At 47.8% G+C, this 25,974-nt stretch carries 26 protein-coding genes; 5 read left to right on the plus strand and 21 right to left on the minus strand.

What is annotated here, in order from left to right; genetic code table 11:
• From BUE76_RS23975 to BUE76_RS10535, 10 genes are all read right to left on the minus strand, one after another.
• A partial coding sequence (locus BUE76_RS23975; protein WP_216820656.1) for a recombinase family protein occupies positions 1-1,453 on the minus strand: 1,453 nt, incomplete at its 3' end.
• A gap of 372 nt (positions 1,454-1,825) precedes the next feature.
• Entirely contained in the window at positions 1,826-2,062 is a 237-nt protein-coding gene (locus BUE76_RS10485) for a hypothetical protein (RefSeq protein WP_073045906.1), read from the minus strand.
• On the minus strand, positions 2,059-2,472 hold the full coding sequence (locus BUE76_RS10490) for a hypothetical protein (RefSeq protein WP_073045909.1): 414 nt from the start codon (positions 2,470-2,472) through the stop codon (positions 2,059-2,061). The genes BUE76_RS10485 and BUE76_RS10490 overlap by 4 nt, the downstream gene beginning before the upstream one ends.
• Before the next feature lie 62 nt (positions 2,473-2,534).
• Complete coding sequence (locus BUE76_RS24475; protein ID WP_158069951.1) at positions 2,535-2,783, minus strand: hypothetical protein; 249 nt, start codon at positions 2,781-2,783, stop codon at positions 2,535-2,537.
• Positions 2,784-3,471: 688 nt separating this feature from the next.
• On the minus strand, positions 3,472-5,910 hold the full coding sequence (locus BUE76_RS10505; protein WP_073045916.1) for a primase-helicase family protein: 2,439 nt from the start codon (positions 5,908-5,910) through the stop codon (positions 3,472-3,474).
• 1 nt (position 5,911) lies between these two features.
• Positions 5,912-6,277 carry a hypothetical protein gene (locus tag BUE76_RS10510; RefSeq protein WP_073045919.1) on the minus strand — a complete coding sequence of 122 codons (366 nt, stop codon included), beginning with the start codon at positions 6,275-6,277 and terminating at the stop codon, positions 5,912-5,914.
• 20 nt (positions 6,278-6,297) lie between these two features.
• The gene (locus tag BUE76_RS10515; protein ID WP_073045922.1) at positions 6,298-6,558 is read right to left on the minus strand and encodes a hypothetical protein; all 261 of its coding nucleotides are present in this window, start codon (positions 6,556-6,558) and stop codon (positions 6,298-6,300) included.
• Positions 6,548-6,946: a hypothetical protein gene (locus BUE76_RS10520; RefSeq protein WP_073045925.1), complete on the minus strand. Its 399-nt coding sequence runs from the start codon at positions 6,944-6,946 to the stop codon at positions 6,548-6,550. Before BUE76_RS10520 ends, BUE76_RS10515 begins: the two co-directional genes overlap by 11 nt.
• A 28-nt stretch (positions 6,947-6,974) precedes the next feature.
• Positions 6,975-7,187 (minus strand): hypothetical protein, encoded by a 213-nt coding sequence (locus BUE76_RS10525; RefSeq protein ID WP_073045927.1) that lies wholly within the window; start codon positions 7,185-7,187, stop codon positions 6,975-6,977.
• A gap of 299 nt (positions 7,188-7,486) precedes the next feature.
• Positions 7,487-7,729 carry a hypothetical protein gene (locus tag BUE76_RS10535; protein ID WP_143157397.1) on the minus strand — a complete coding sequence of 81 codons (243 nt, stop codon included), beginning with the start codon at positions 7,727-7,729 and terminating at the stop codon, positions 7,487-7,489.
• A gap of 126 nt (positions 7,730-7,855) precedes the next feature.
• On the opposite strand from BUE76_RS10535, the gene BUE76_RS10540 reads away from it, so the two are divergent.
• The 3 genes from BUE76_RS10540 to BUE76_RS10555 all read left to right on the plus strand — a co-directional run bounded on the left by BUE76_RS10540 (position 7,856) and on the right by BUE76_RS10555 (position 10,531).
• A complete protein-coding gene (locus BUE76_RS10540; protein WP_073045935.1) occupies positions 7,856-8,323 on the plus strand; it encodes a helix-turn-helix domain-containing protein in 468 nt (155 codons plus the stop codon).
• 355 nt (positions 8,324-8,678) lie between these two features.
• Complete coding sequence (locus BUE76_RS10550) at positions 8,679-9,680, plus strand: serine protease (protein ID WP_073045939.1); 1,002 nt, start codon at positions 8,679-8,681, stop codon at positions 9,678-9,680.
• Between the two features lie 89 nt (positions 9,681-9,769).
• Positions 9,770-10,531: a hypothetical protein gene (locus BUE76_RS10555; protein WP_073045941.1), complete on the plus strand. Its 762-nt coding sequence runs from the start codon at positions 9,770-9,772 to the stop codon at positions 10,529-10,531.
• A 433-nt stretch (positions 10,532-10,964) separates the two neighbouring features.
• On the opposite strand, the gene BUE76_RS10560 is transcribed toward BUE76_RS10555, so the two are convergent.
• Genes BUE76_RS10560 through BUE76_RS10570 form a run of 3 tightly spaced genes read right to left on the minus strand, consistent with a single transcriptional unit; the run spans position 10,965 to position 13,792 of the window.
• Entirely contained in the window at positions 10,965-12,554 is a 1,590-nt protein-coding gene (locus BUE76_RS10560; RefSeq protein WP_073045944.1) for a hypothetical protein, read from the minus strand.
• Entirely contained in the window at positions 12,535-13,158 is a 624-nt protein-coding gene (locus tag BUE76_RS10565; RefSeq protein WP_073045945.1) for a hypothetical protein, read from the minus strand. The genes BUE76_RS10560 and BUE76_RS10565 overlap by 20 nt, the downstream gene beginning before the upstream one ends.
• The gene (locus BUE76_RS10570; protein WP_143157398.1) at positions 13,136-13,792 is read right to left on the minus strand and encodes a hypothetical protein; all 657 of its coding nucleotides are present in this window, start codon (positions 13,790-13,792) and stop codon (positions 13,136-13,138) included. Before BUE76_RS10570 ends, BUE76_RS10565 begins: the two co-directional genes overlap by 23 nt.
• A gap of 60 nt (positions 13,793-13,852) precedes the next feature.
• Between BUE76_RS10570 and BUE76_RS10575 the strand changes: the two genes are divergently transcribed.
• Entirely contained in the window at positions 13,853-14,596 is a 744-nt protein-coding gene (locus BUE76_RS10575) for a hypothetical protein (protein ID WP_143157399.1), read from the plus strand.
• Positions 14,593-14,820 carry a hypothetical protein gene (locus BUE76_RS10580; RefSeq protein WP_073045953.1) on the plus strand — a complete coding sequence of 76 codons (228 nt, stop codon included), beginning with the start codon at positions 14,593-14,595 and terminating at the stop codon, positions 14,818-14,820. Before BUE76_RS10575 ends, BUE76_RS10580 begins: the two co-directional genes overlap by 4 nt.
• Here the strand turns inward: BUE76_RS10580 and BUE76_RS10585 are convergent.
• From BUE76_RS10585 to BUE76_RS10620, 8 genes are all read right to left on the minus strand, one after another.
• The gene (locus tag BUE76_RS10585; RefSeq protein WP_073045956.1) at positions 14,817-16,604 is read right to left on the minus strand and encodes a hypothetical protein; all 1,788 of its coding nucleotides are present in this window, start codon (positions 16,602-16,604) and stop codon (positions 14,817-14,819) included. The genes BUE76_RS10580 and BUE76_RS10585 overlap by 4 nt on opposite strands.
• Before the next feature lie 2 nt (positions 16,605-16,606).
• Positions 16,607-18,748 carry a hypothetical protein gene (locus tag BUE76_RS10590; protein ID WP_073045959.1) on the minus strand — a complete coding sequence of 714 codons (2,142 nt, stop codon included), beginning with the start codon at positions 18,746-18,748 and terminating at the stop codon, positions 16,607-16,609.
• Positions 18,749-18,751: 3 nt separating this feature from the next.
• The gene (locus tag BUE76_RS10595) at positions 18,752-19,270 is read right to left on the minus strand and encodes a hypothetical protein (protein WP_073045962.1); all 519 of its coding nucleotides are present in this window, start codon (positions 19,268-19,270) and stop codon (positions 18,752-18,754) included.
• Entirely contained in the window at positions 19,270-20,064 is a 795-nt protein-coding gene (locus BUE76_RS10600) for a hypothetical protein (RefSeq protein WP_073045964.1), read from the minus strand. The genes BUE76_RS10595 and BUE76_RS10600 overlap by 1 nt, the downstream gene beginning before the upstream one ends.
• Positions 20,061-21,071, minus strand: a complete 1,011-nt coding sequence (locus tag BUE76_RS10605; RefSeq protein ID WP_073045967.1) for a DUF6712 family protein — start codon at positions 21,069-21,071, stop codon at positions 20,061-20,063. Before BUE76_RS10605 ends, BUE76_RS10600 begins: the two co-directional genes overlap by 4 nt.
• Entirely contained in the window at positions 21,071-22,483 is a 1,413-nt protein-coding gene (locus tag BUE76_RS10610; protein WP_073045969.1) for a hypothetical protein, read from the minus strand. The genes BUE76_RS10605 and BUE76_RS10610 overlap by 1 nt, the downstream gene beginning before the upstream one ends.
• The gene (locus tag BUE76_RS10615) at positions 22,480-22,803 is read right to left on the minus strand and encodes a hypothetical protein (RefSeq protein WP_073045972.1); all 324 of its coding nucleotides are present in this window, start codon (positions 22,801-22,803) and stop codon (positions 22,480-22,482) included. Before BUE76_RS10615 ends, BUE76_RS10610 begins: the two co-directional genes overlap by 4 nt.
• 146 nt (positions 22,804-22,949) lie before the next feature.
• Positions 22,950-25,973 (minus strand): hypothetical protein, encoded by a 3,024-nt coding sequence (locus tag BUE76_RS10620; RefSeq protein ID WP_073045974.1) that lies wholly within the window; start codon positions 25,971-25,973, stop codon positions 22,950-22,952.
• Position 25,974: the final 1 nt, after the last annotated feature.

Raw genomic sequence — 25,974 nt, forward strand, 5'->3', positions numbered from 1 at the left:
GTGTCAACAAGTTATGTTCAAATATCGGTAACACAAAAGGGGTTCGATAGGTCTTGTCTTCATAGTACAACTCGTTATCGAACCCCAATCGGATCAATTCCTGTTTCTTGAGGGTATCAGCTTGGTTATAAACGTATTGTAGGTCAGTAAGCTTTGAGAGGTGATCAGAAAGCAATTTCCAGGTACTATCCCCATTCTTACTGAACCGCTCTATTCGGGACTTAACCTCAACACGGCGTCTGGTAAGGTCTTTCAACCAGCGGTGGTAGGTTTCCGCTGCCATTTGGTTTTTGATATACTTTTCTTCAACTGAATAAAGTTGCTGCTCCAATTCTTCCATATCACGTTTTGACCTGGAAAGATTAGCGCGGTTATCCTTCATCCGTTCTTGTAACATCTTTTCGCTTTGGTCCTTAATAGCAGCAACCAATCGCTGTGGGAGGCTCATGTACTTCAGAATTTCATGAAGCTGCTCATGTGCCTTGGTAGCACTTATGTTGTTGTGTCCTTTGTGGCGGCATTTATAATACAGGTAGTACTTGCCATGCCGACCACGGGAAGGTGCTCCAGTCAATGGTTTTTGACAATGGCATTTCAACACTCCCCTGAGGGGAAGGTTGTCATCAATGATCACTCTTTCCATCCCACCTCCCTTCAACCTTTGCTGAATCATTGACCAGGTCTCCATATCAACAATCCCTTTGTGCAGCGCTGGGAAAATACCACCAGGAAGATCCTTGTATGGCTTCACAACTTGGTGACCAGCATAAATGGGGTTGGTAAGGAAATCTTTTACCACACTATTCCCCTTGTGCTTTAGTCCCATATGGGCGGCTCTTTCCCTTATGATGTAGTCCGGGGTATTGGTTAGGTAAGCATTGAAGATGTATGTAACAACCTTTGCCTGTTCTTCATTTATTACTAAATGGCGGCTTTTACCTTGCCCTTCGAACTTGTAGCCAAATGGTGCATGCCCATATATATACCTTCCTTCTTTTGCTTTAGCCGTGTAGATACCCGCATTTATTTTTGACGCCCTATTAATATTGTCCTCTTCAGCCAGTAAAAATTGGAGGCCAGCCCGAAAAAAGGAACCAGGTGTGTGGTAATCGAAAGTGATACCCTCAGTTGCTGATACCACCTGTATGCTGTATTTAGACTGAAGTTTTTTGATCATGGACAACGCTTCACCGGCATCGCGGCTGAAACGGTCCATCTGGTCAACAATTAAGTAATCAACCGATCGGTGATGCTGCTTGATGAAATCCTGAAGCTTTTGAAAGTCAGGTCGGTCAAAGGTTTTTGCAGAATGTCCAGCATCTGCGAAAGTATCAGTTATCTCCACATTCATCCTTTCAGCCCATTGGCTTGTAATAAGCTCTTGCCGTTCGATGGATGAATTGGATTGCCCTTCATGACTGAACCGTAGGTATGATATTGCTTTTTTCTGCATGCTGTTGGATGGTGGAATCGACAATAATGTTGGCAATCAAATCTACGAGGAGTTTTTCCGTAGGGGAAAGCAAAGCCTTCACCGGTGCCGGCTCTTGTGCCGGTACCAGGTGAAGGGGTGATATTTTCTGCTTTGCTTTCAATGGAATGTGATTTGAGTTGATGCTGTTGCTTTTTAAAGGCTAAAAGGGCAGTTCGCCGTTCATGATCATTCTTTTGGTTTCATTATCCGTTTTAACACGCCACATGATTCCCCTAACGATGGTGCGTGATCTTCTTTGGCTAGGTGGGTGCCTGTGGGCAAGCCTAAAACGCTTATCTGTATTGTGCAGATTTCTATCCACTGACCGGTGGTCACGACTATTCCAATTTTTCATGCTGCTGATTTGAGTTGATTAGGAGTTTTGATTTCTGAGGCAAATTGGTTGATGTTGCCATTCATCTTGCTTTGAAGCACCAGTACTATTTCCCAGGGTTTGTACCCAATGGAGTACTTATATGCTGTGTACAGGCTTTGCGATACTGCTGCAATTGTGGAAGGCCTTGGAGGTTCCTTGCGCTTCCGTTCGGCATGCAGCTTTCCGTCTATCCACAATTGCAGGGTAATCATGATTGCAGGTTGAAAAGTGAAGCCTGTTGATATACCTGGTTAGGCTGGTATTGGAAAGGGGTCCAGTGTAGAATTTTCCCTTTGTAGTTGCAATTGAACCAGGCAAAGAAGTCGCTGGTGGTGAGAAAGCCATCATTGTGCACCAGCTGCTTGAGCATCACCAGTGTTTTAATGGGGTCTTCGTCAATGGCTACAATCTTCTTTCCCTTTGGATAGTGCCTGATTTCCACCTTCTGAATGCTCCGTACAACTTCAAGGTTGAACTGCTCATAATCCCGGGTCCGTACACCGGTTGCCATGTGCATCTTCATCCCCTGGCGCCACCGGTTGTGAGGATCGGTGCGGATCGTGTGGATCTTTATTCCGGAAAGGATATAAGGCACAAATTGTTGTTTGAATCCTATTACCATCTTTGTAGTGCTTTTTTGGATTTTTGATTGGCCTGGCTGTTGACGCAGCCAGGCTTTTTGTATCAATCTTCTTCAGTGAAGGCAGCCATTTCGAAGTACCATTCACCATCCTTGCCTCGGCGGATCACTCTGGAGGGGGTGGCTCTATGGTGCCTGGGTCTACGCTGGTCCTTTGAATGGTTATCAAAGAAGGTGAGGCCAATGGATCCGGTAAGCACTCCAACCAGGGCAGCTCCGGCAATGGCGGCACGTGCCTGGGTGAGCATTCGGTCAGCCTCGTACTGTTGTCGGGGTTTGTTTTTTCTTGACATATAGTGTGGGTGAGTTGTTTGAGTTCTTCGGCATCAGTCTGGAAGAGCATACCGTTTTGGTACTTTGTTTCACTTCCATACTTCCGGTTGGCTATGTGCACCGCCCGGTCATGGTTAAGGTGGCAGCGCTGGCAGAGGGCAGCCAGATTCCAAAAGCGGTTATTCTCCCGGTTCCTATCGATATGGGCCACTGTCAGGATCACCCTGCTACCGGTACCAGGGTGCGGATGGCCGTTCCTGGCACCGCACCATTCGCACCTGTTATGAGCCCTGTACACCCGAATCATGCGGCTAATGAGTGACCACTTTGGGTGATAATTCTTGTAATCGATTGGCATTTGGGGAGCTTTTAAATATTTCAGACTTTTTGTCCAAGTTGATTATTGCTGTTACATCTGTTACAAGGTCTGCAACTCTTTGATTTTCATTCTGTAACAGTGTAACTGGGGGATGTAACAGATTTTTTACTGTTACATCCATGTTCAAACATTTATGTAACAAACCCTGTAACAGCATGTAACAGTAAAGCCGTTTTTGTCATATACTGTTACAAAATAATGTGTATTCATTTTCATATAGTTAGCCCCTTTTTGTAGGGTATTATTTACTATTTGTAACAGTGTAACAGTAAAAAGTAGAAATTGATTATAATTTGAAGCTGGTCGCAAATCAGGCGGAACGGATGAGTTTAAAAAGGCACATCATCAGGTTGATCATCACTGTTACCTACTGGTTTTGGCGCCGTGGCCATGGCTGATTGGAAAACCGCTTCGACATCGAGATCATTCATCCGGAGTTCGTCTTCAGATAGGTAATCTTCCCTTTTGAATACATAAGGCCGACCTACCCCAGAAACCTCCACCCGCTTAACTGTCTTTTTAAGAGTCACATGGTCAATTGATTCCTCCCAACGGGGGTAATTGTAGCGGCAGGTGACATACTTTTTACCTGGCTCCCCATCTACCAGGTTGGTAGGATCAGGCCTCCAAAACTGTTCAGCCTTCAGGTGTTGCTTCAACAGTTTCTCCAGGTAGTTGGCATCAAGTCGGCCTTTGAAGCATTCCTTTTGAATATCCTGGCGGGTCATATACAACTTGTCAATTCCAAAATCCAGGAAAACATCTTTGAGGAACAGGCGCAGCTCTTTCTCTTGGTTGTACCTGCTACCTTCCCGAACCTTGTTCAATGCTTCCGTTTCTATGAGCCTAGGATGGAACCACATTCGGCCTTGCTTGGAGGTTGCCAGCTTGCGGTGACTTAGGAAGGAGAGGAAGGCTGGCAACTCCTCAATAAAGTCGTCCATGATGTTTGGGCGATCGGTTTTGAGCTTTGGGATTTTGAGCACCCAAAACCGGATATCCTCTTCGCCAACCGTGATGAAGTTGTCTTCGTTGTTGGTGATCATTACAAACTTGATAAAGCAGTCGATTTCGGCGTGTGCTTTACCCTTACTGTTGATCATGATCTTTTTAGCAGTGGAAAGCATCTTTACCTTTTCTACCACATGCTGCTTATCAATTTTGGCCTCGTCCAGTACTACTACACATTTGGTTGCCCAGTGGCTGTTGAAGTCGCCGGCTAGATCCTGATTGCCCACAATGGCTACATTGGCGCCCAGCATCAGCCTCAGGAAGTTGCCCAGGGTGGATTTACCGGTATTGTTCTCTTTACTTACCAGGCAAAGAATAGGAAGCTTTTCAGCGGGTTGTTGATAGAGCAGCTGCAGGTAGTCCAGACCCATTTCGAACATGGTAGTTTCAAATTGCTGCCCTTCAATAATGGCTTTGCATTTGGAGTGGCCGAAAATGTGATCAACAAAGGCAATGATAGTTGGGCAATCTTCAGCAGTGCACTCCTCTTCATCTGGGAAAAAGTCCAGGGGGCTGTAAACATTGAAGCAGTTGTTTACCGTCTGCTGGTAGTTTACGTGTTCGGGAACGTTGCAGAAGATCTCGTATTTGGGAATGTGCTGGATGAAGTTCTTATTGTGATCATCCATGATGGTAGTCTTCTTCCGCTCCACGAAAATGCGCTCCAGCTTTTTATGCTGGTTGGGGATCATCACATACTTGTAGTAGTAGTCACCAACCCGGAAGTAATTTTTGCTGTCACCAGGTACCACCACAATGCAGCGGTTTTCTTTTTCGTCGAACTTATACTGGGTACCATTCCAAACAAACTCCGTGTCTTTCAGATCCTTTCTGCGATCAGAGTGGAAAAGGTAAAAGTCGGTGACATCACCCAGGTGAAAGTAGTTGCGCACCTTGGTGATGCCTCCAGCTGTAATGTTGAACCGCTGCGCATACTGGCTGGCTTTGCTTACACTGGTGAGATCAGCCACTATTTCTGCAGTGCGGTTGGGAAAAGCAATTAGCAGATCATCGAGGCCTTTGGGTTTGCCTTCAATGTTTTCGGTATCAATGTGCATGAAGTACTTGTCGACATCATAGTCATCGAGCAGCTGCTTGAACTTCTGGATGGAGTTAAAGAAGTTGGCAGGGCGCCGGTACAGGTCTTTTAGTTTTCCATCGCTTTGCTTCAGGCTACCGCTTATGTCAAGGCAATCGCCATCAGTAAGCCAAACCACCCGCGACACATTGCATGTATTGATGAGCCGTAAAACATCAGGGTGAAGGGATCCTTTTGTTTTCTCCATCAGGTGGGTGATGGACGGAAGGCCTACAATATCCATCCCATGCATGTAACCCTTGAAAGCTTTGAAAAATCCCTCTGTCAAGAACAAACTTTCAATCTTTTCCTTTTTCTCAAACTTATCTACCAGCCCAGGAGGAAAGAAGGGAAAGGATCCAGCGCCTTTGGGCATCTGGTACTTCATTACAGATCCATCTTCCTTGGTGATGGGGTTCTCCAGGCGAATAATGCTCCACTTCTTTTTCCACCGGGCATTTTCTGGGGTGTAGGATATGAACAGGCGTTCCAGGTCATACACCATTATTTCGATCCCTTTTTCGTGGGGGCGGAAAATGCGCTCAGGTACCAGAATGGTTTTTTGAGCATTCTTGATATCAGTTTGTTGGATGGCAATGGTGTTCCACTGGTCGGTTATGCCCAGCTGTGCCATCCGCTCTTCGAAGTATTTGTTCTCTATTGTATCAGATCCTTTCATACTACTCTTGGTTAATGGATGAAGCACCCTGGAAGTTTGGAATGGTCTTATTGGCAAAGCCTGGTTGATTCATCTTGTCAATGATGAGTTGAGCAAGGGCAACCATTTTACTCCGCACCAGGAAGGAACAATCATTGTCCTTCAGCGTAGTGCCTTTACCAATCATGAGGCTGTTCCTGTTGTCATTGAACAAAAGCAGAAGTTCATAGCCATCCAAGCCAGAATAGTAGTTGCGCAGCTTTTCCATCAAGTCACCACTAAAAATGATAGCATCAGTGTACGGTGATTCGGCTGCGATTTCTTTTATTATTTCTTCCCTGCTATTGTTCAGGAAAAGCGAAATGGAGTCGTTTATTAGGTAAGGCATCGTTATCGATTTGAAAGTGGTTAATGAAGCGCGAAGACCCAGTGGCGCCGGGCGTCCCAGTATTGGTCCCGCCATTGTTGCATTGCACGTCGGCCTTCGCGGTTAATCCGGAGGAACCAGGGACTGATGATCTTGTAGGTTCCTGTTTTAAGGCGTAGCCAGTAATAGTACCGGGCAGCGCCATATCCCAAGGCTTCGACTTCATCAGGGTGCTGTTCCTCTTGTAAAGGGCCAATGTCCAGCACCTCCAGCACCGGGAGATCATAATCATTAAACCGCATGGCTAACCGTTTGTTTGGTAGGTAATGTGGCCCGCCGTAGCAGTGCTTCGCTTTCAATTCGACAGTCTTCCAACTCCATTTCCTTTTCGGTAAGGATCATAGACATGAAGCGGAGGCCAGCTGATTCGCCAAAGAGGTGTTGGAGTTTACGGCGGCATGGCTTTGCATCTGCCTTGAGTGAAGCGGCAAGGCGCTGGCTTGCTATTGCAGCTGCATTGTTTTCTGTGCAGATTGTGTTGTTATGGATTTCCATAACTACCGCCACAGTGCAATCGTCCTGCACCAGCCAGGTCATAATTCGTTTGATGTGAGCAATCTGGACATGAAGCACTTTCATGCGGTCGTTGATGGCGGTGAGTTGATCTATCTCACAAGTTGTCAGGTGCATATCGTTATGTTTTGAATTGAGGAAGTGATTAGAGTAATGGTTCCGGATGGTACCGGCGTTCCAATGGGTTGCGGAGTTTAGAAATCATTTGTTGGGCTTCGCCATGGCTGTAAAATGTGAAGGCTTCCTCCTGGCTCTTGGTGTAGATAGGGATATAGTGGAGGCCTCCAATCATCGTCAGCTGCAGGTGAAAGATGTACACTGTATGTCCATCACTCACCGTGGCAATCACCCAGGTCATGGCTGGTAGTTGCGGGGTAAGCCAAATAGGGATTGAGCAAGGCGCCTGAGCCTGGAGGTTTTGTACTTGTATCTGCTGGCGCGGGGAACGCCATGAAAGTCCTTGATGAAGCGGTGTAGTTCACGCTCTGCAGAAATCCATAACCAGAAAGTTATGAGCATGCATAGAACAGCAAGGCCAGTGGCCAGGTACATTGATTGATCCGACATGATGTAGTATTTAGATGTTGTTAAAGCAGGGGTGAGGAAAAGACCCTTTAACAAGCTATTAGGTGGGGGAGTAGATGCGGGATGCTTTCTTTACGCCATCGCCTTCGTGAGTTCTTTATCACGAGCAGCAATCCTTTTCTTGAAAAACTTCAGCAAGTTCATTGCTAGTTCAATATCCTTTGCCTCACCCTTCAGGTAACTGTTTACAGTGTACCTGGAAACAGTTAATTCAAGTTGTGCAGCCTTTTTGTCTTCAGCAGTAACGTCACTGCTTATTGCTATAAAGGCATTGTTTACTTTGTCCAGTTGGGTTTTTGGCTTATTTTGCCTCACTCGTGTCATGTTGATTCTTTGTTTGTGTTATGTTGATTGTTTGTTGATACGAAGTTAAGGAACAATAGTCCTCAATTTTTACATTTAGAGGAACATTATTCATATTTATTTTAAACGACTATTCTTTTGTCTGAAAATCAAATTGATAAAAGCATTGGTGGACGAATACAGGAACTGCTTTCCGTATTAGGCATAAGGCAAAGACCATTTGCGTTGGCTATAAGGATGGATCAAAGCCAGTTGTCAAAAGTGATAAATGGTGAAAGAGGCCTCACAATGGAAAAGGCTGTGGACATATCGTCAACTTATAAAGTTTCCTTGAACTGGTTAATTGCAGGAGTAGGTCAAATGTGGATTCTTGATAAGGACAAAGGTTCAGATGAAACATCCCGCCAGGAGCGGGATGAAGATGTGATTATAAAATTGAAAAGAACTGAGTTGGAAGCACTCCAAACTAGTTTCGAAATATTGGCTCAAGCCTTTTCAGGGCTTCTTCACTCAGGTAAAGAAAAGTACGATCCTTCCGTTGAGGTGTTGTCCTTGGGCAAAAAAGGGGCTTCAGGTTCGAAGAGTAAGACTTTAGGGGGCACTTGATCAATTGATTGCAGCGGCTGCAATTCGTTGTGGTCTTCATAATAAGCCCGTAATTGTACTACACCCATGTAGTATAAAGAGTACAAAGCCAAGCTATAATACCAAACTTAAAGGGTAACCCCTAACTGCTTATGAATACATCCTTTATCTCCGTTACTACAGCCAAAGGGCAGGAAATCTTAGTCAATATGGCTTACGTGAGAAGTGTCCGGCAAGTAAGTCCAACCTCAAAAGATTCCTCATTATCACACTGGTGCGAATTGCAATTTGAAAATTCCATGCACATGTCCATTATTATAAGAATGGAAATGGAAGAATTGTACAAGCAAATAAAATCAACACCTACTAACTAAATATGAAGCAAATTTTTTTTGCATTGATGATAGCCTGCCCGTTTTTACTATTTGCCCAAAAGAAACAACCATATACACCATCGGAACTTGCAAAATCTGTTGTTGGGTTAGAGACTGTAAGGGAATTCGTAGATGATGATATAGAATCAAGAAAGCAAGTTGTGCTTCAAGAAAACTTAAATGGAAAAATTATAAAGGATTCTTTGGATAAGGCAATAAAGAAAATAATGTCTGAAACTAAAAGGACTCTTGCTTCTTCCGTTTTTGTTATTTACCAATCTAAAAGGTACTTAATTTCTGCACTTCATGTTTTTAGATATGATGGAAGCGATCCAATGTATTCAGGTGCACCATTTCCAAGATTTATTCGAGTGCCAAGTATAGGTGATTCAATTGATAGGGAAGTGCATTTGCAATTTGGCATTGCAGAGGGCAGAAAGGGCGCTTGGGAGTTTTCAGATTTAGATACTGATTTAGCGGTGATAGGTTTAGATGAAAAAGAAAGGGTTGATAGTGCATCTAATTTTGTTAAGAACCATAGTGAATTTGCCAATTATTTAGAAAAACATGGCCATAAGCCTTTACCGGTTGAGATGATCGATGCAACACTAGATATCAAAATTGGTGAGGAAGTTTTCGGATTGGGATTTCCAACCCAGTCAATTGTTGCAACATTTTCTGGGAAGAATGTTTCTAGTATTTTCCCAAAAGGTTCAATGGTTGCAGAATTATATTATATAAATGGGGTTGTTTCTAATATTGGGAAGAATCAGCCTCTAATGGTCTTAAATATGAGTAGTCTGCCCGGTTGTAGTGGTGGACCAATCTTTAAAGGACATAAATTAATCGGCATATTGTCAAGCATGACTGTGGGTTACATATACGATAATAATAGAAATCCAATACCTTATTTTTCTCCAGTTCCACTAGCCAAGGCTGCAAAGTCAACTAGTATTCTACCTTTAATTGAAAAACTTAGAAAGAGACTTGATAGTTCGAGATGAAAAAAACAGCTTGTCAACTATGAATCTTTAACCTAGTTATTTTCTTTATCATGTTTCCAAATTTTTTTTCATTTCCAATTTTTTTGTTGATGTCAATCAATTGTTTTTCTCAAGGTACATTCAAGGGTTCCTTTACTTTCGTTCTGCCTTCACAAGATGGAATTGCTGTGGTTTCTGATACAAGGCTTAGTTATGATTACCCTGGGACCGAAAAAGGATTAGGATATTTTGATCCGACTCAGAAGGTCTTTATCATTCATGATTTTGTACTGTCTTTTACAGGCGCAGGCATGGTAAATACAACGTTTGTGAAATTCTTTATCGATGCATACAAAAAGGAGAAGTATACTCCAAAACGTAGTTTAGATAAGACCTTTCAACATTTTAAAGAATATATTGAAAGAAAATTTCCTGCCGAAGCACCTGTAATCTTTTCCAATGTTATTTATTTAGCCAAATATTTTGATGGAATACCGTATAGTGGTATTTATTTTAATGGAAGGTTTCAGTCGGGTCCTTATGCTGTACTCTCATCATCTGATCAGGTTTTGAAAACCGGATTGGTTAACCCTGAAAACACTTGTGAACAAAATATATTCTATGCAAAGAAACTTATATCAGATTATGCAATTAAAAATAATCAGCAGCACCTAATAGGTGGCCCTTTCTTGATTGCTAAAATATTTCCAGATAATAAAATTATTTGGATGGAAAATAAACCTATTAGTTCTCCATCAACCTTAAGTCAGTTTGCAGACAATTATTTTAAAGGTTTTTATCAAAGTCATTTTTTTTCAGCTGAAAGCAAGTTAGTTTTCGAGGATATCATGCATAGGTTCAAGTCTAAATGAGTCTAAATTGTAAGGATAAAGAATGCCATATCCATGTGGACTAACATATAATTTGTACTTCATCTTGGGTGGATTTTGCCGCGAACATGAAGTCACGATGAATAAGATACCACAAACTAGGAGATGCATTCCTTTGACTTTCATTTGCATTTGTTTTTATTAAGGATGTTCTAATACTTAACCTCTTTATACGTCTCTAAAAATTAAGGTGTCCGGCCACCGCATGGCTCGTGCTTGGCGCTCTATATGGGCTATTCTAAAGCGATATGGGGCGCATCATATTTCTATAAACTTGCATTGTCCGGCCGCCGAACGGATAGGGCCCGCCGTGGTTTTCTTCCCAATTCCGGATTTTTTGAACTTTTTTTTCAAGTCAAACCCGCTACAGTACTGCATCGGACTGGAAAAGTCCTGTACTAGATTTTTCACCTTTTTACCGGGCCAACAGGTCAATTCCACCCGTATCGTACATAGGTACCAGCTCCAGCTCCAGTGCTCCCCAGACTATCATATCAAACGTGTCCGGGTAGTGGGTCGCCTCTTCCGGAGGTATGCGCTTGCTCCGCTCGGACCTCTTGTCTTTCTTGGTTTTCCCATTCACCAGTTCGGCATCCGTTTTTTCGATTGACTTTTTCAGGAAGGTGTTTCGGGCTTCGTTCATTCGAATGGCCTTATCTGCCTGGCAGCGGAGCCACTTCCTGATTGCTTCATACTTCACGCCATGATCCGGAGCATCTCCGGTGAAAACTTCCACAACTGCCCAATCTCTGGCAGCCAGGTAAGCGCATACCATATCCTTGTACGTGCTGCCATAAGGGCTCCGTGCAATTGCTGTGTGGTCATATATGTAATACACCAGCTTTTCCTGGTGATCTGCAAAGGCTTCGCACCACATTTCCATTGCCCGGTTCAAATCGCCTGGTATTGAGTGGAGCGACTGCACAAAGTTGAGGGTAGTCCATGGTGATCCGGGCAGCTGGTCGAATTGAGCCGTCACAACCGGGGTAATGGAGTGCTGGTAATCCAATGAAATAATCAGCCCTTTGTTGGGGTTCACATCATAAGGGAAGTTGTACAGGTGTTCTTGAGTGAAATCCGGGTAATAGGGCACGATGGCCTTGTCCGGATCCATGTTCTTAACTGCAACATCGTATTCAAACTCGCTCAAATCCCGCTTCAGGTCACGGAAGAACTTATCACCCAGCGCTTCCTGGTTCTCATATGGCTGTGCATCCCGGTAATACACCAGGTCTTTTCTGAGTTCGCGGAGCAAGGCTTCTATTTCTTCCAGTTCCTTTTCATACCGGTACCTGGTGCTTTCACTTTCGCAAGCCTCCGCTTGCTGTTGCAGGGAGATTGCATACAACTGCAGGTCGAACACAGTTTGAACCGCATCCCAATCAACATCCGCTTTCTTCTTCAATACCCAGCTGATGTCAGCACCCTTGCTGGGGTACTTGTCAGAAAAGAACCATTGGCTTTGGAACTCTGGCAGGTGCCCAAAGTGCTTGCGGCCACCGCGGATGGCTGGCTTTACTTCGCTTTTGAACTTGGCTTCATCCCAGTATTTCACTTCATCACCAATTACTGCCTGCAGGTTGAAGCCGTTTGCGGAGCCATTCACCGCCAGCGATATCTGGCAAACAATAAAGCCGGTTTGAAAAGCAACAACCCGTCCCCAGTCCTTTGGAACAAACAGGGGTTTGGTCCAGTGATCAGGCGGCCGCTTGCCTACCACGTAGTCGATGTCTTCCAGCAGCCCCAGCTCTTCACCCCAATAAGCTTTAAGGCCAGGCAACAGGCTTTTGTCGATCCGCTCGAAGGTGTCGCAGATCAATCCGATCTGGGAGCGGGGCATAGTCTCGGACAGGTGAAGTATGCGGGGACCAATGCCTCCGGAGGTTTTGCCACCGGCACGGGGCCATGTGTTGTAACACACGTTGGCATTTATAATATGAATAAGCGCCTGGCTAAGATTAAGGTTCGCCTCTTTAACATTGGGATCATGCGCCGAAGCTTCCATCTTCCTTCCTTTTGAGTTCTATAATCTGCTTTGCTTTTGCCATGGCATCTTTGCCGGCATCCTTTACTGATTCGGGTACCTGGCCACCAAAAACATTGAATACGATCTTTTTGGGAGAACGTGCCGGCCTGATATCGGGATAGATGTCATAGTACTTCTGCAGCACCTTTTCCAATGCCACCGCCTGGTTGATGTACTCTTCGTTGTTTTTGCGCTGCATGGCGGCATCGATCACATCCATGTCTTCGCCAACTGTGGAGGGTTCAACCTTACCGTACAGTTCATCAATCTTTTCTTCCAGGAACTCAATGCGGGTTTGGACCTTGTACCGCTTGTTAAGGGGAGTAGAGGAAGCAAAGACGTGTTCTGCATTCACAATGTCCTGGTAAGCCGTAGTCCGGCTCACCTTGAACTTGAACATGATCAGCTTGGCAATTGCTTCCCGCTTGCGGATCTCCTTTTGCCGGATCAGTTCATCGGCATACTCCCAGCGCTGCAGCAGCTCCTGCTGCTTATCGGTCAGGGTGACCGTTCCCTCTTCACTCACCAGGTAAAGCTCGATGGCTTCCCGCTGGCCTTCGCTACTGCTTTTTAATTCCTTCATTGGATTTTAGTTGGTCGGTGATCTTTTCCAGCTGTTCCTGGTACTGCCTGGCCAGCGCTGGGTAAGTTGGATTATCCGGATGCTTCTGAGCCTGGGCTTTGTTGCGCCGGATGTTTCTTTTCAAGGTTTCCACCATGCGGCCAAGCTCCAGTGGATCCGTTGGTACCGGTACTTCCCTTTGTTGTACTTCAGGAAGGGAACCATGCTTTTGGTAGTAGTCGCGCCGCTCCCAAACCCGCATACATTCCTGCTCGAGGGAAAGAATTTCAAATGCCAGGTCTTTGCGAGTTTCGGTGGCCTCCGGGCCGTTTCCTTCCTGTTTATCCAGCTGGTGGCGCAGATAGTTCATTCGCTGGTAAAGGGGCTGCCATTCTTTGCGCATGGCCTCCAGGACAGCATCATTGCTTTGCGGCATTTCCTCCGCTTCAGGTTTTGTTACCTGCTTATCCTGCAAAACAATTTTAGGTTGCTCCAGGAGGGCAGCCAGGGCGCCTTCCAGCATAGATTGCAGGTGTGGCGTAGGTTTTCCGGACAGCAGCTTCAAAAGGCTGGTATCGCTGCCGAATTGTTTGTACAGGGCAGCACCAACATAAAAGTTGCGTTTCCCTTCCATCCATTTCTTTATTAGCTCCATTGTACGAAAATGGGAAGATGTGTCCGGACATGGAAGGACAGGTAATTATATTTGATCCTTATGAAGATGTATCTAGTATTCCTAATTGCCTTTTTTTACCAGTTTAATCATGCTTTATGTCAAACTACAATTATTGCAAAAAGAACGACAGATGCAATATATGTGGCGGTAGATAGCAAAACTCAATTGGTAAGTATTGGAAGGAAAGGTGATGAAGTACATATTGATACAGTGAACATCTGTAAAGCATGGCATAATGGTAAAGTAGGTTTTGCCCTAGCCGGTAGGTATTTGTTTGAATCTAAAAAAGTAGCATTACAACTTTCCCATTTAACTGATCCTGTAGAGTTGTACAATGCACATGCACCTTTATTTGGAAGAATGTTATTGGATTCCTTGAAGAAAATAAAGGAAGGCAACCCTGAATATTTCAATTTGCAATTTGGAAAGGACACAGGCGAAGTAGCCAGCATTATTGCGTTTGGATTTCAGGGAGACTCTTTATGCATGGTGCAATCCACATTCAATATTGTTTATAATGAGAAAGGCGAACTTGATATTGAGGTAAAGCCAATTATAGAAGATTATGGTGTTTACGCTGCTGGTTATTACGATCACATTGAAGAGGATTTGATAAGCCCAGAATTTTGGAGAAAGAGGAAAAGGATTGACCAAGGTTTGAAGGAATTAATAAATAGAGAAGCTAAATACCATCCTATGCATGTTGGTGGACCTATTAATATTATCAAAGTTCAAAATGGAACAATAGAGTGGATAACAAAAAATGACGTTTGTATCGAATGATGGCTATCCAAATCAATGATGAAGTCTTTCTCAATACCAACGTGTTTGATGATGCCACCCGCTGGCGTAATCACCACATTTATAAACGCATCCTGGAAGAGAGCCGTTTGGGTATCGTTCAGGGGTGGGTTAAGCAACACAACCAGTGGTGGGTAAAGTTCCCAGGTGTCACGATCCGGGTGGAAGAAAGGAACCTGATCAAGGTTGAAGCGGAAGCTGATTAGCCTATCCGCTTCAACCTTGCTTTTACCTGTCCGTTGTAGGGTATTACATCCGTCATCTGCTCCACCAAAAAGGGAATGTTCCGGAGCAGTATCACATCATCCCAGCGGAACTCCATCAGCTCAGGCCTTGGCAGTAGTAGCACTCCGCTGCTGATTTCCCCCCTGCTCATGTACTCGAGGCTTTCCCGGAACCAGTAGGAGACAATGCCCATGTCACTTCCATTCAATTCGTGCTTATATACATTGCTCCAGGGCAGGTCCGGCTCTTCCTGGGTAATAGTGCTGGCAACAGAAGTGAGGCAAGGATATTTAATCTGGCCTTTGAACCCTGCCTGGCCAGCCTCCCATACCCATCCGCGATGAAACAGCAGGCGCATTGTCCAGGGCACAAATTCTCCCTGCTTGCCTTCCCAGTTGCCTTCCTGCTCACACATTGGAAACAACCCGTAGAAGTTGCCGCCATTGGTGCGCCATAGGGTACGGTAAACCGGCATGGTACTGATACCGGTGGTAATGGTTTCATTGAAGTCTTTGGGTTCGTATGCATGGACACCATCGGCAAAGTGCCCCCACTCATACCGCTGCTCTTCCTCATTGTACCTGCACTGCCAGTACTGGTTTTCCTTCCAGCAGTAAACAACCTGGTTGAAGTTGCCTTCTGCAGGTCCCATTAGCTCGGTATAAGAAAACACCGGGAGGCCAAACTGCACCTTTTCAAAATCGGGTGCAGATGAAAGTCCATCGCTGCCATCCCCTTCATTCTGGAAGGCAAACACCTTCACCTCTTCGGAAAAGTCAGAATCCCAAAGTGCTGCCATGTACCGGGTCCAATCCTTTCTTTTACCATAAGCCAGGCCTTTGAGCGGAAACATGCGGCACACCCTGGCATTGGAATCAAAGGCAAACCCCCAGTTGTACCTGTTCCGCAGATCGATGATCAGGTTTGCGATCGGGTATTCCGGTGGAACATGGTTGCGGAGATCCATCTTGATTGTAGGCAGCGGAGTGTAAGAAAAGTAGGGCTCCTGCTGGACCTGGATAATCTTCTGCCATGTCACACCGTAAAAGGAAGGCATGAACAGCTTTTCCCAATGGGTTCCTTCCATGGCAGAAATATCCATCTGCCAGCCTTGTTCACTGAAAACACAATCCAATACATACCTGAGCGACACCTGTGGCGCCAGTGTGTTGAAGTTGTTGCTGTAATCCAGGGTGCCCTGATTGTTGAGCCGGTTCATCCAGTCGGGAGTGCCTTCCTCTGAATTGCCCGCCCACTTTTCATTGCGGATGGGACCAAAGGAATAATCCATGGTACCGGCCAGGGTTTCATGGATATGCTGCCAGAAACCTTTGAAGCTGCTGGCGGGGTTGTTGTTTGTCCAGGCAAAAGTCCGGACGCCTCCCAATTCCAGATCCTTCAGCTTCTTGCCTTTGATCCGGGTGAAAAAGGAAGAAACACCGGTGAGGAAGTAAGCGGTGATGGTGCTCTTGGTGATATCGTTTACGTTCAGCTGGGCTGCCTGGATCACCAGCTCACCGGTGTAACTGAAGTTGAACCCGTCATAAAGTTTTACACCCGGGATCTTTAGTTTTTCCCTCCTGGTATAGAAGTGGTTTGGAAGGCCCAGGGCTTTTGCATTTTTGGGAGTGTAAAGCAGGGTGAGCGGCATGCTGTGTTCATCGGCAAGGCTATCCATACCAAAGAATGGGGACTGCCGCTCCACCTGCGCAGATGTACCTGGCGCCAGGTCTAAAAAGGTTCCGCTGATCTCTATTCCAAGCATCCTTATACGTTTGTATTGAACTCCGGTCCGTTAATGAATTGGGAGAAACCGCCACCGGTGCAATTGGTACGCACCCGCCACTCCCAGTTTCTATTGACTAATGCATTGCCCATCATTCCGCTTTGCACGTTGTTCTGAGTCAGCCATGCGCCGTTGGTTCCTTTTTCCCGCAGTTGCCATTCATAGCTGGAGGCAGCCTGAGCTGCTGTCCATTGGAAGATGGGAATGAAGTAACCAAGGATCTGTGCCCGTGCTTTGCCAATGGTTGAACGATCGATGGTAACAGATAGATTGGTAGGAGGTGTGCAACTGCCCAGCAGGTTGGAGGGAACAAAGGTTTCACCGTATGCGTAGCCGCTGTAGTCACCTGCAGCATTGCACTTGGAGCGCACCCGCCACTCGTACCCGCCATCCCGAAGGAAGCCGGCTTGTATGGTTGTGGGAGGCGCCGCCTGGGCAACAACCTTGCTTTGCCAGTCGCCGCTGCCGCTCTGGCGCCATTCCAGGACATATTCCAAAACACCTGGTACCTGCGACCATTTGAACTGCATTGTGGCTGTGGTTTGATCAATGGTCACCAGCTCTGTTTCCAGATTAATGGGCGCACTGCAGGCTGGAGCAGTGGAAACGATATCGATGCCAGGACCTACCGTATAAGCACTGTAATCTCCATCGCCGCATTTGGTCCGAACCCGCCAGCTGTACTGGTTGTCAATCTCCAGGAGGATCAGTGCGGTGTTTGTCGCTGCAAAGATGGGAGCGGACCAGGTAGATCCATTGTTCACTTCTAATTCGTAGCCTTCAGCTGCAAGGACTTCATTCCAGGTAAACCGGTACCGGTGTGCCAGTTGAGCTGGTACCGCTTCAATGTATTCGAACTGGAGTCCGGAGGGAGGCGTACAAACGGAAAAGTCATCCGGAGGCGCCACCTCTACTGCAGCACCCAGGTTTATGCCCAGGGGTGTAAACTGACTGTTGTTGAAGGTGTATCGCCACTGCAGGGGAAAGCTCCAAACTGTATCATCGGTGCCACCCATGGGCTGTGTTTTCTGCATGTGCATCACCCGCAGCCAGCGGCCGGCGATCTCCCGAAGGACAAAATCGGAAAGCAGCATATCCTGCATGGCTTCCTGCATGCGCGGGGTATTGAGCATGCCGGCATCGCCTTTGTAAACTTCGTACTTGCTGATGTTGATGACCGCCCTTTCGGTTGGCAAAAGTTCGCCGGCGTAATCGCCACCGGCTTTTTCAACTTCGGTGTACTCCCGCTGGATCTCAATATCATAATCGCCACGCACCCGCATGCTGTCAATGCCACCTAGGCTATTGGCATAGATAAAAGAAAAGGCATTGTAGTAGGGCCGGTAATCCGCATACAAGCGGTAAGGCTTTGCATACACATTGCCGCCATCATCTTCCACGCTCACATCATAGAACCATACCTTTTTACCAGGCTGCAATCCGAACAGACCCAATTGCTTCAGGCCTGCAGGAAGATGAAAAAGCAGCGAAGCGGAGAGTGGAGGGAAAGCCTTGGTCACCGTATCGGTTGCACCATCCTGGTACACAACCCTGGCTTTTAAGCGCAGCTCCGGAGTGGTGTCATAATGATGAAAATAGGTCAGGTACCGGCGCTCTTCCAACCCTATCAATTCATCTGCAGGCTGCCAGGTAAGGAAAGGCTTATTGGCAACCAGGTAGGAAACAAAGAAGTTGTTGCGGTCCCATTTTTCTTTTGCCACTCCACCTTTAAGAACGGTGAGCAGGTTGGCGCTGTCGCTATTCCAGGCGGGTGAGGTGTTCCCCTTTTGTATCTGCCGGTGCCGGATGTAATACTTCCGGATCTGGGTAGTAACTGCCACCACTTCATTGCTCGCAAGTTCGGCAACATGCCAGTCCATGTAGGAGTTGAGATAGTCCTGGCAGTAGAAGTTAACCACACCGTCCGCACCAGGGTAAAGTGTTTGCCTGGAGATCAGTACACCCCAGTCGGTGTCCGTTACGGTACCGGTGATGGGAACGGTGCGCAGTTCTATTTCGATGGCACAGCCAGGCGCTTCCGGGTTGGCCACATCAAAGCGGTACAACACAGGGTTTGCAGCATAGGAGAACTTGTAAGGCCTTTCAAGGATACGGTAGGACATAGCTTAATCAAACCATTTACTGGTGTCGGAATTGGTGATATCGGGGAAGGCATCATCTTCAATGGTCAGCTGCCAGCCAAAAAGGTTTCCATTGAATGATACCGTTGAAAATGAAAACCTGTTCAGGTCAATATTGGAGAAATTGCTGCAGAAGCCTTTCTCATGAAACTCCCCCAGCATGAAAGCAATAAAGTCTTCCATTATTTCCATGGTCAGGTCGTAACAGGCCTCCCTACTATCCATATTGGTGGGGTGATCCACCTTTGAAAGGAACATCAGCTGGTTGGTAGTCTTGCGCTTAACCAGGCTTTGCTTTCCTTCTGTGTACCTGCCCGACATGCCGGCATGCACCACGCAAGGGAAGTGGGCCCAGTTGACACAGGCAGCAAGCAGCTCCTCTTCGTCATTCATCCGGTGAAAGCTGTTTTTTTCATGCTTGCCTTCAATCCGCTTGTGGGCAACCAGCTTGTGCTTATTTGCCAGGCTCTTGAAGTAATCGGACCTGTCTTTAAAAAATCCCATTATGATTGGTTTTGTGCCATCTGGCTTTCATAATACTCTTCCTCTTCTTTGATCAGTCCCAGCTCCAGCATGGCTTGTTTGATCTCCATGCATTCAATTCGGTCAACTGGTCCCAGGCGCTCGCCTGCAAGGCTGCGCATCATGCCGTAAAGGCCTGTGTCGAACTGGCTTTCAAAACCATTTACTACCGGCTCTTTAAACACCTTGGGGTTGTTATCAATTAGGGTGGTGCGGCATCCGTCATACCAAAGGAAAATGGCTTGCTTCACTGACTCCGGCCACTTCGCTACAATGGCTGCATGGTAGTCCATTTCGTTATGGTTGAAGGGAACCCGGATATCGCCATCGGGATTGCGCCTGCGATCGTAACCCTTCTTTGCAGGGCGGTACAGGGCTGCAACCAGGTTGTTGATGGCGCTGTCATCCGGGCCGTCACTCACCAGGACACGGTAGTGCAGTTCTGAAAAATGGAATTCCTTCATCCGGAGGTTTTCAAAGTCCGCTGCAGGGCCATGGTAGCCGCGGTACTCCGGGATCCACTGGCAGGTAAAAGGCTTGTGCTCAAAAAGCCAGTCGGTATAGGGCAGGGCTTTTGTCAGCACTTCAGCCGGCAGGAGCTTGAATGAGATCAGCCCCAGCCCTGCAAGTATTTTAACTGCCAGGGCTTTGCACTTTTCTTCATCGCCACCCTCAAACATCAGGGGCGCCAGGGCAATCGCCTGCTTTGGGGTCAGTTCCTCAAAGTTATCAGGCATCAGCAGCCTTCCTTTCCTTCCATAGCGGAGGATGATCATAGACCAAAGATTTTACGGTGGGCGTTTTTGCTTGGCTCCGGGCAGGTGGGGTTGGCAGGTGCTTCGTAATAGGAGCTGGTGAAGTACTCCGCAAACATGGCATCCGAAGCCATGCTATTGAGGTAGTCCTGGAGCTTCAGCAGGTAAGCATCGCCGCTCTTGGAGCAACTGTCGTGCAGCATGCTAAGTCCTGCACTCAGGGCCGGAGTATCACCGGCATTAGAGCTGTCTGCGTTTCCTGCACCCATCAGCAAGGTGAACCCCTCTTCAGTAATTGCAACCGAGCGCTTTTCCACGGCCATGGCCATGGTGATCTGGGAGACTGCCTTGCGGCAGAAATCCAAAGCAGTGCGCTCTTCCTTTGATGGATCCACTTTGCCTTTCAGTACCTGGTAGAATTCATTTCCGATCGCAGCTGCTACATAGAAATCTTCAGCCTCGCGGATCAGCGGCCGCAATTGCCAGAAAACCCGGTGCGGCTGATGTAAGCGGAAGTACTTGTTGAACTCTTCTCCGGTGGCAAACAACAGGTTTTCAAACTCTCGGTACTGGGTGCTTTCCGTCCATGCAGGATAGTGCTCCTTATTATGGATCAGGAAACGGAGCAAAGCTTCAATGCCGTAGGATCCTTTGTCTGCCAGCTGTTGCAGCACGTTATTATACTCCCAGCGGTGGGCAGCCTGCATATTGTCTGAACTAATGGTCCGAAGTCCGGCATCAGTCAGCTGTGCTTGAATCAAAGGCATTTCCAGCATGTAAGCCAATGGCGCCACCACAGTGCGGCATAGCCTAAGCAGTTCGGCGTTCCGCTTTTCGTCATCAGTAAGAGGCCCACCTGGTTCAACTTCAGCAAGGGCCTTTACCTGGTTGTGGAGGTCAAAGCCCATCACCGGTACCAGGTACCGATCCTCGGCTGCATCCCAATCAGGAAAGGATGAAAGCTGGTTTATGAAGTTGATTCGGACAAAGTCGCGTACCAGGTCTTTGTCGTTGGATAGGATTGCCATTATACTACTTCTCCTTTTGTGCTTTTACCGGTGTCGAGTGTGGTGAGTACGCCTGCAGGATATCGGAACACCAGGCGGGGTTTCAGTTTTGCAGGCGCAATGGTTGCAGTATTGCCACTGGGTGTTGCTGCATAGATGTTGCGCTCTACTTCCAGCCGCGTATCCCACCCGTTGAAGCGCTTCACAATGTTTAGCTCTTTGGTTGCCTGCCGGCGCTCCCGCTCCATCAGCATGATCTGGGTGAGGTAGCTTTCCCGGATGTTGGAACCTCCGGCATTGCCGGCATAAGCGCCACCGGGCTGGCCAGCACCCACCAGGGCAGGATTCACGCACAGGGCAAACAGGATTTCACTGTTGGCAGCTGCACTATCCACCAGGCCTTTGCCTTCTTTGGCCTTATCATCAAGAGCTTCAATCTTGATATCGGGTATCTCCGTCTTTGTGATGGGATCGATATAGGAAGAACTGAAGATGCTTTTGTAGGTGGCTTCAATACCAGTCAGGTACTTGTCTATTTCCTCCAGCTTATCGTCCATGATTTGCTTACGCGCCTCCGGGGTGTAGGTATCCCACTTGGTATGGATGCGTTTCCAATAACCCATGCTGATGGTAACCAGGTACTTCACAGACATCTGGTTGCGCATCATTGCGTTCTTCATTAAGGGGATTGCTTTGGCATGATCCACCCAGGCCTTGGCACTATACCAGAGCGGGGGAGGGTAGTACCCGCGACCGTTGCGCAGCTGGCGGGAAATAACGGCAAACTCATAACCGGAGGTCCGTTCAATGATGTCCAGGCCTTCGGCACCTTCCTCGAGCACGGGAATTTTCTTTACATACTCGCTGCCCAGGCCTGGGTTGGATGGCCAGTCAGCACACAGGTGAACCTCTTCGATCAATCCTGAATCCTTTTTTTTACCCAGCCTGGCTGTTACCACATCGGTGCGCCGGATCCGGTTGATCTTACTCCGGTTGCGGGAAAGAAGCAGTTGGGACACGCTCCAACCATAAGCGCATACATCGAAGATCTTATCAGTGGTGAAGTTGAAGCAGTCGTTCCATTCCAGGAAGTCGTGAATCTCACTATCCGACACCCATTCCAGGTCTTCCTTTCCTTCCTTATCCACGTTGAGCAGCAGAAAAGGTTGCAGGCCTTTGCCCACGGCAATACGGGGCTTTGCATCGAGGGCAGCGTTTAATACACCGCATTCCTCAATATCCCTGGCCATTTTATTGGGCAGGTCGTTGTTGTCACCCCAGTTTGACCAGGGCTTGATATCGCCGGCAGCTGTCTTTTCTTTTGGTTCCGTGAATGGCTTACCCACAAGAAAAGAGCTGCCGGCTCCTGCCAGCATGTAAGCAGTACGGGTGCGGGTGCTGTAGCCAACACCATCGGACATGATAATACTCATAGGACGGTTTTTCCGTTGAATTTTCGGATTAAGCGTATGTGCACCTTCCTGATATCGTTGTTGGCAACGATGCGGATGTTACGGGTGCTGTTTTCGTAATGGTTGGGGGCTTTGCGCACACCTTCGGAAGGCGCCTGCAGCTTCTCCTGCTTTTTTCGGTCTTCAGGCAACTGCCATCCGGACTTTTGTCCCTCAGCGATCTCTATGAGTTCGCCACCGGTTTTGGTGCGCTGGTTGGCAGTGATGAAAGCAATGGAGAATGTGCTGCCGGAGTCCATCCAGGATAGTACTTCTTTGAGTGTGATAAAGTCCCCGTGCATAGTACAAACCTATTTTGCAGGGTCCGGAAGTGAAAGGACAGAAGTCTGCAATAAAAACCCCGCTATTGTGGTAGCGGGGTAGTTCAATGTGCAATTAGTCAGGGTCGGAAAAAACGGGCGATTGCCTGCTAAAGAAACGGGATGATTTATTGTTTTCTAAATGTGGAATCGCTTTTTAACTGATTATACTGGTCTTGCACTGCCTGCGCTTCTGAAAGGACCATGTAGGCCTTGGGTGGTATGCCCAGGTAGGTGCGTATGTCGCGGAGCAGATCCACCACTTCAGCCGGCATGGCTGCCACCACCTGCCCGGTACCACCGTTGCCGGGTTGGGCTGCAGGTTGGGTAGGCAAAGTGCCGCCGTTGGCATAATACCGCGACCGTTGTATGCTGCGGGAAAGTCCTCCATAATCAATGCTCTGGTAAGTCCTGGTGCGGAATGCCGGCACGATCGGAGCGCCGCTGCGGTTCATGCTACTGTATAGCAGGGCGCCAACCAGGTCGGGATTGTTTCTTACCGTCTTTCGGCTCAGGATCACTTCCCCACCTTCCGCTTCTCCATAGTATGCGCCGCTGCGACTAAAAAGGGGCACCCCTCCCTGCTCATGTGAGGGACCATCCAGCAGCTGGCCACCGTCCCTGAATTGTGGCTTTTGCTTGGTGATCAGCGCCACCTGTGTAGCTGTAGTTGCAGCAGCCAACCCGATCTGGATGGCAGTGGCCACACCGAAGTCAAACTTTGGAGTTTCTGCCAGGATCTTGGTAACAGCCATGGCGCCATTTGCAATTGCCTGGGCAATGTTGATTTTCTTTTGCCTTTCAAACTGCTTCTTTTCAATCTCCGCTTTCCGTGCATCCAGGTCGGCATCCATCTGGGCGATGCGCCTGTTATATTCCTGCTGGGAGACCAGCTTGTTATTGAGCAGGGTGCGGTATCCACTTTTCCTGCGGTCGTTTGCCCTTTGTTCCTTGGCCAGCTGCTGGTCTTCCCGTGCGGACATCAGCTGGTCGAACATTGTGGCCAAGGTCAGCACCTGCTGGGCATAAGCAAAGTAGCTTTCCGCAATGCTTGCGTAATAGTCAAATTCGGCCTGTTTTCGGCTTTGGCGGTACTGTTCCTCAATAATCAGCTTTCGCTCCTCTGTGAGGCCTGCCTGGGCCAGTTCCTGCCGTTCCTCTTCCTTCAGCAGATCCAGTTTTGCCTGTAGCTGTTCGCGGCCGCTGGTTTGGATCACCTTCAGCTCCGCAGCATCCAGCTTGCGCCGGTCGGCCTTGGCCAGTCCGTTGGATATAGCTTCAGAAACACCACGCAGCTGCGCCATGCCTCCGGCCATTGCAGATTTGGACAGGTCTTCCATGCGCTTGATGCGCTCCTGCTGCTTCTTTTCAAATTCAGCGGTTTGCAGGCGGCCGTACTTGGTTTGGATCTGGGTTATTTCCTGCCAGTACAGTTCCTCGAGATGCTTCAACTGCGCCTGGTTGCCATGGGCAAGCAGCTTCTTTTCCTCCCAGGTCTTATATGCCCTGTCCAGTTCCTTTTCCTGCTCGGTAGCATCGAACTGCGACAAGTCAAAAGCCTTTTGCTTCAGGTATTTTTCCAGCTCTTCGGCATCCTTTTTCGCCTGCTCAACTTTTGGATCCTTTTTGTCCTTTTCCTTTTTGGTTTTTCCGGTACCGCCAGCATTGATACCAAGGGTCTCAGTATTGGAAAGGGAATCCTGAAGCTTAAGCAATCCGTCAATTTCCAGCTTCAGCACCCGTACTGCCTGCTGCGCTGCAATCACCTGGTCTTTGGGTGTGTACTTGCTGGTGGCAAGCTTTTGCTTTGCCTGTAGGTTCTGCTGCAGCTCTATAAGGGCCTTGCTTATTTCTTCCTGCCCTTTGCCATCAAAGGATTGTATGAACTGGCTGGAGGCCTGCGCTTCAAAGCCTGCCTGCCTTTCAACTTCCCGGTTGCCCCTGTTTGCCAGGAGTCCGGAAACGCCACCGGTAAGCAGGGCCTTTACATCGCTGAAGGTGTTGGTTGCTTTGTCCTTCATGTAGCCCAGGCCCGTGATGATCTTATTGAGCCATCCCAACAAAGTGGCAAGTACCGGTATCAGCTGGGTGCCGATATCTTCCTTCAGGTTGTCGAACTGCTGGCGGGCTTCAGCCACACCACCAGCTGCAGTATTCTGGAACGCTTCGCCGGCACCTTCAACTTTTGAAGCCAGGTCGGTCATTACCACGTTAAAGCGTTCGGTTGTGGTTTCTGCATCCTTGATGTCAATGCCGTAATCCTTCAGGGCCTTGCCGTTGCCTTCCAGAGCCTTGATTACAACAGATGCCGATTCCTCCAGGGTGATGCGCTGCTTTGCCGCAAAGTCGATGATTACCGGCATTAGGTCATTCATCTGCTTTTCAGTCAGCTTGCCATAGGTCACCAATTTGTCGAACACGGCCAGCACATCGTCATTATCCAGGTACTTGAACTTCTCGGCCATTTCATCTGCCTTTGCAGATAGCCGGTCAAAGGCGTCTTCCCTGCCCAGATTGGCCATAGTGCTCTGGAAACGGGCAACACCGGCCTCGGCTTCCATGGCACCGGTAACAGCATCGGAAAAGAAGCCTTCTACCAGGCTGCCTACTTTCATCACGGCTCCAGCTGCCAGGTTGCCGGCAAAAGAGGAAAGCCAGCTGGATCCGGCTGCAGTGCTATCCTGCTGCACCTTCCGGACAGAAGCCACCTTTTCGCGCATCTGGTCCAACACCCGGGCCTGGTTGGCATACTCCAGAAGCTTCTGTTCTGCCTCTTTGGTATTGGTACCAAGGCGCTGGTATTCGTTATATAGCCTTTGCACCAGGGCTGCCTGGCTCTTTAAGCTTGGACCGCTTTTGCTGTCCAACTGTTGGGCAAGGGCCTGTTGCTGGCTGGTTACCTTGGCAAGAGCCTCCCTGTTTTTATCAAGGGTTTTGTTTACCGAATCGAGCTTCTTTTGGATGGCATCACCAGACTTCCCGCTGTCGAGTGCTTTCTTCAGGTCCTTGGCCAGCTGTTCAGCCCTTTTGGAGCCCTCGGCAATTTTGGTGTTGTAGTCATCCTGCTTTTTGGAAAGCCGGTTGTAGGCCTCAATACCAGGCGCATCATCAATGTATATACTGACGGTTTTTGGTTGCAGGTGATCAGACATT

The organism is Cnuella takakiae (genome assembly GCF_001953305.1).
Classification (GTDB): Bacteria; Bacteroidota; Bacteroidia; order Chitinophagales; family Chitinophagaceae; genus Flavisolibacter; species Flavisolibacter takakiae.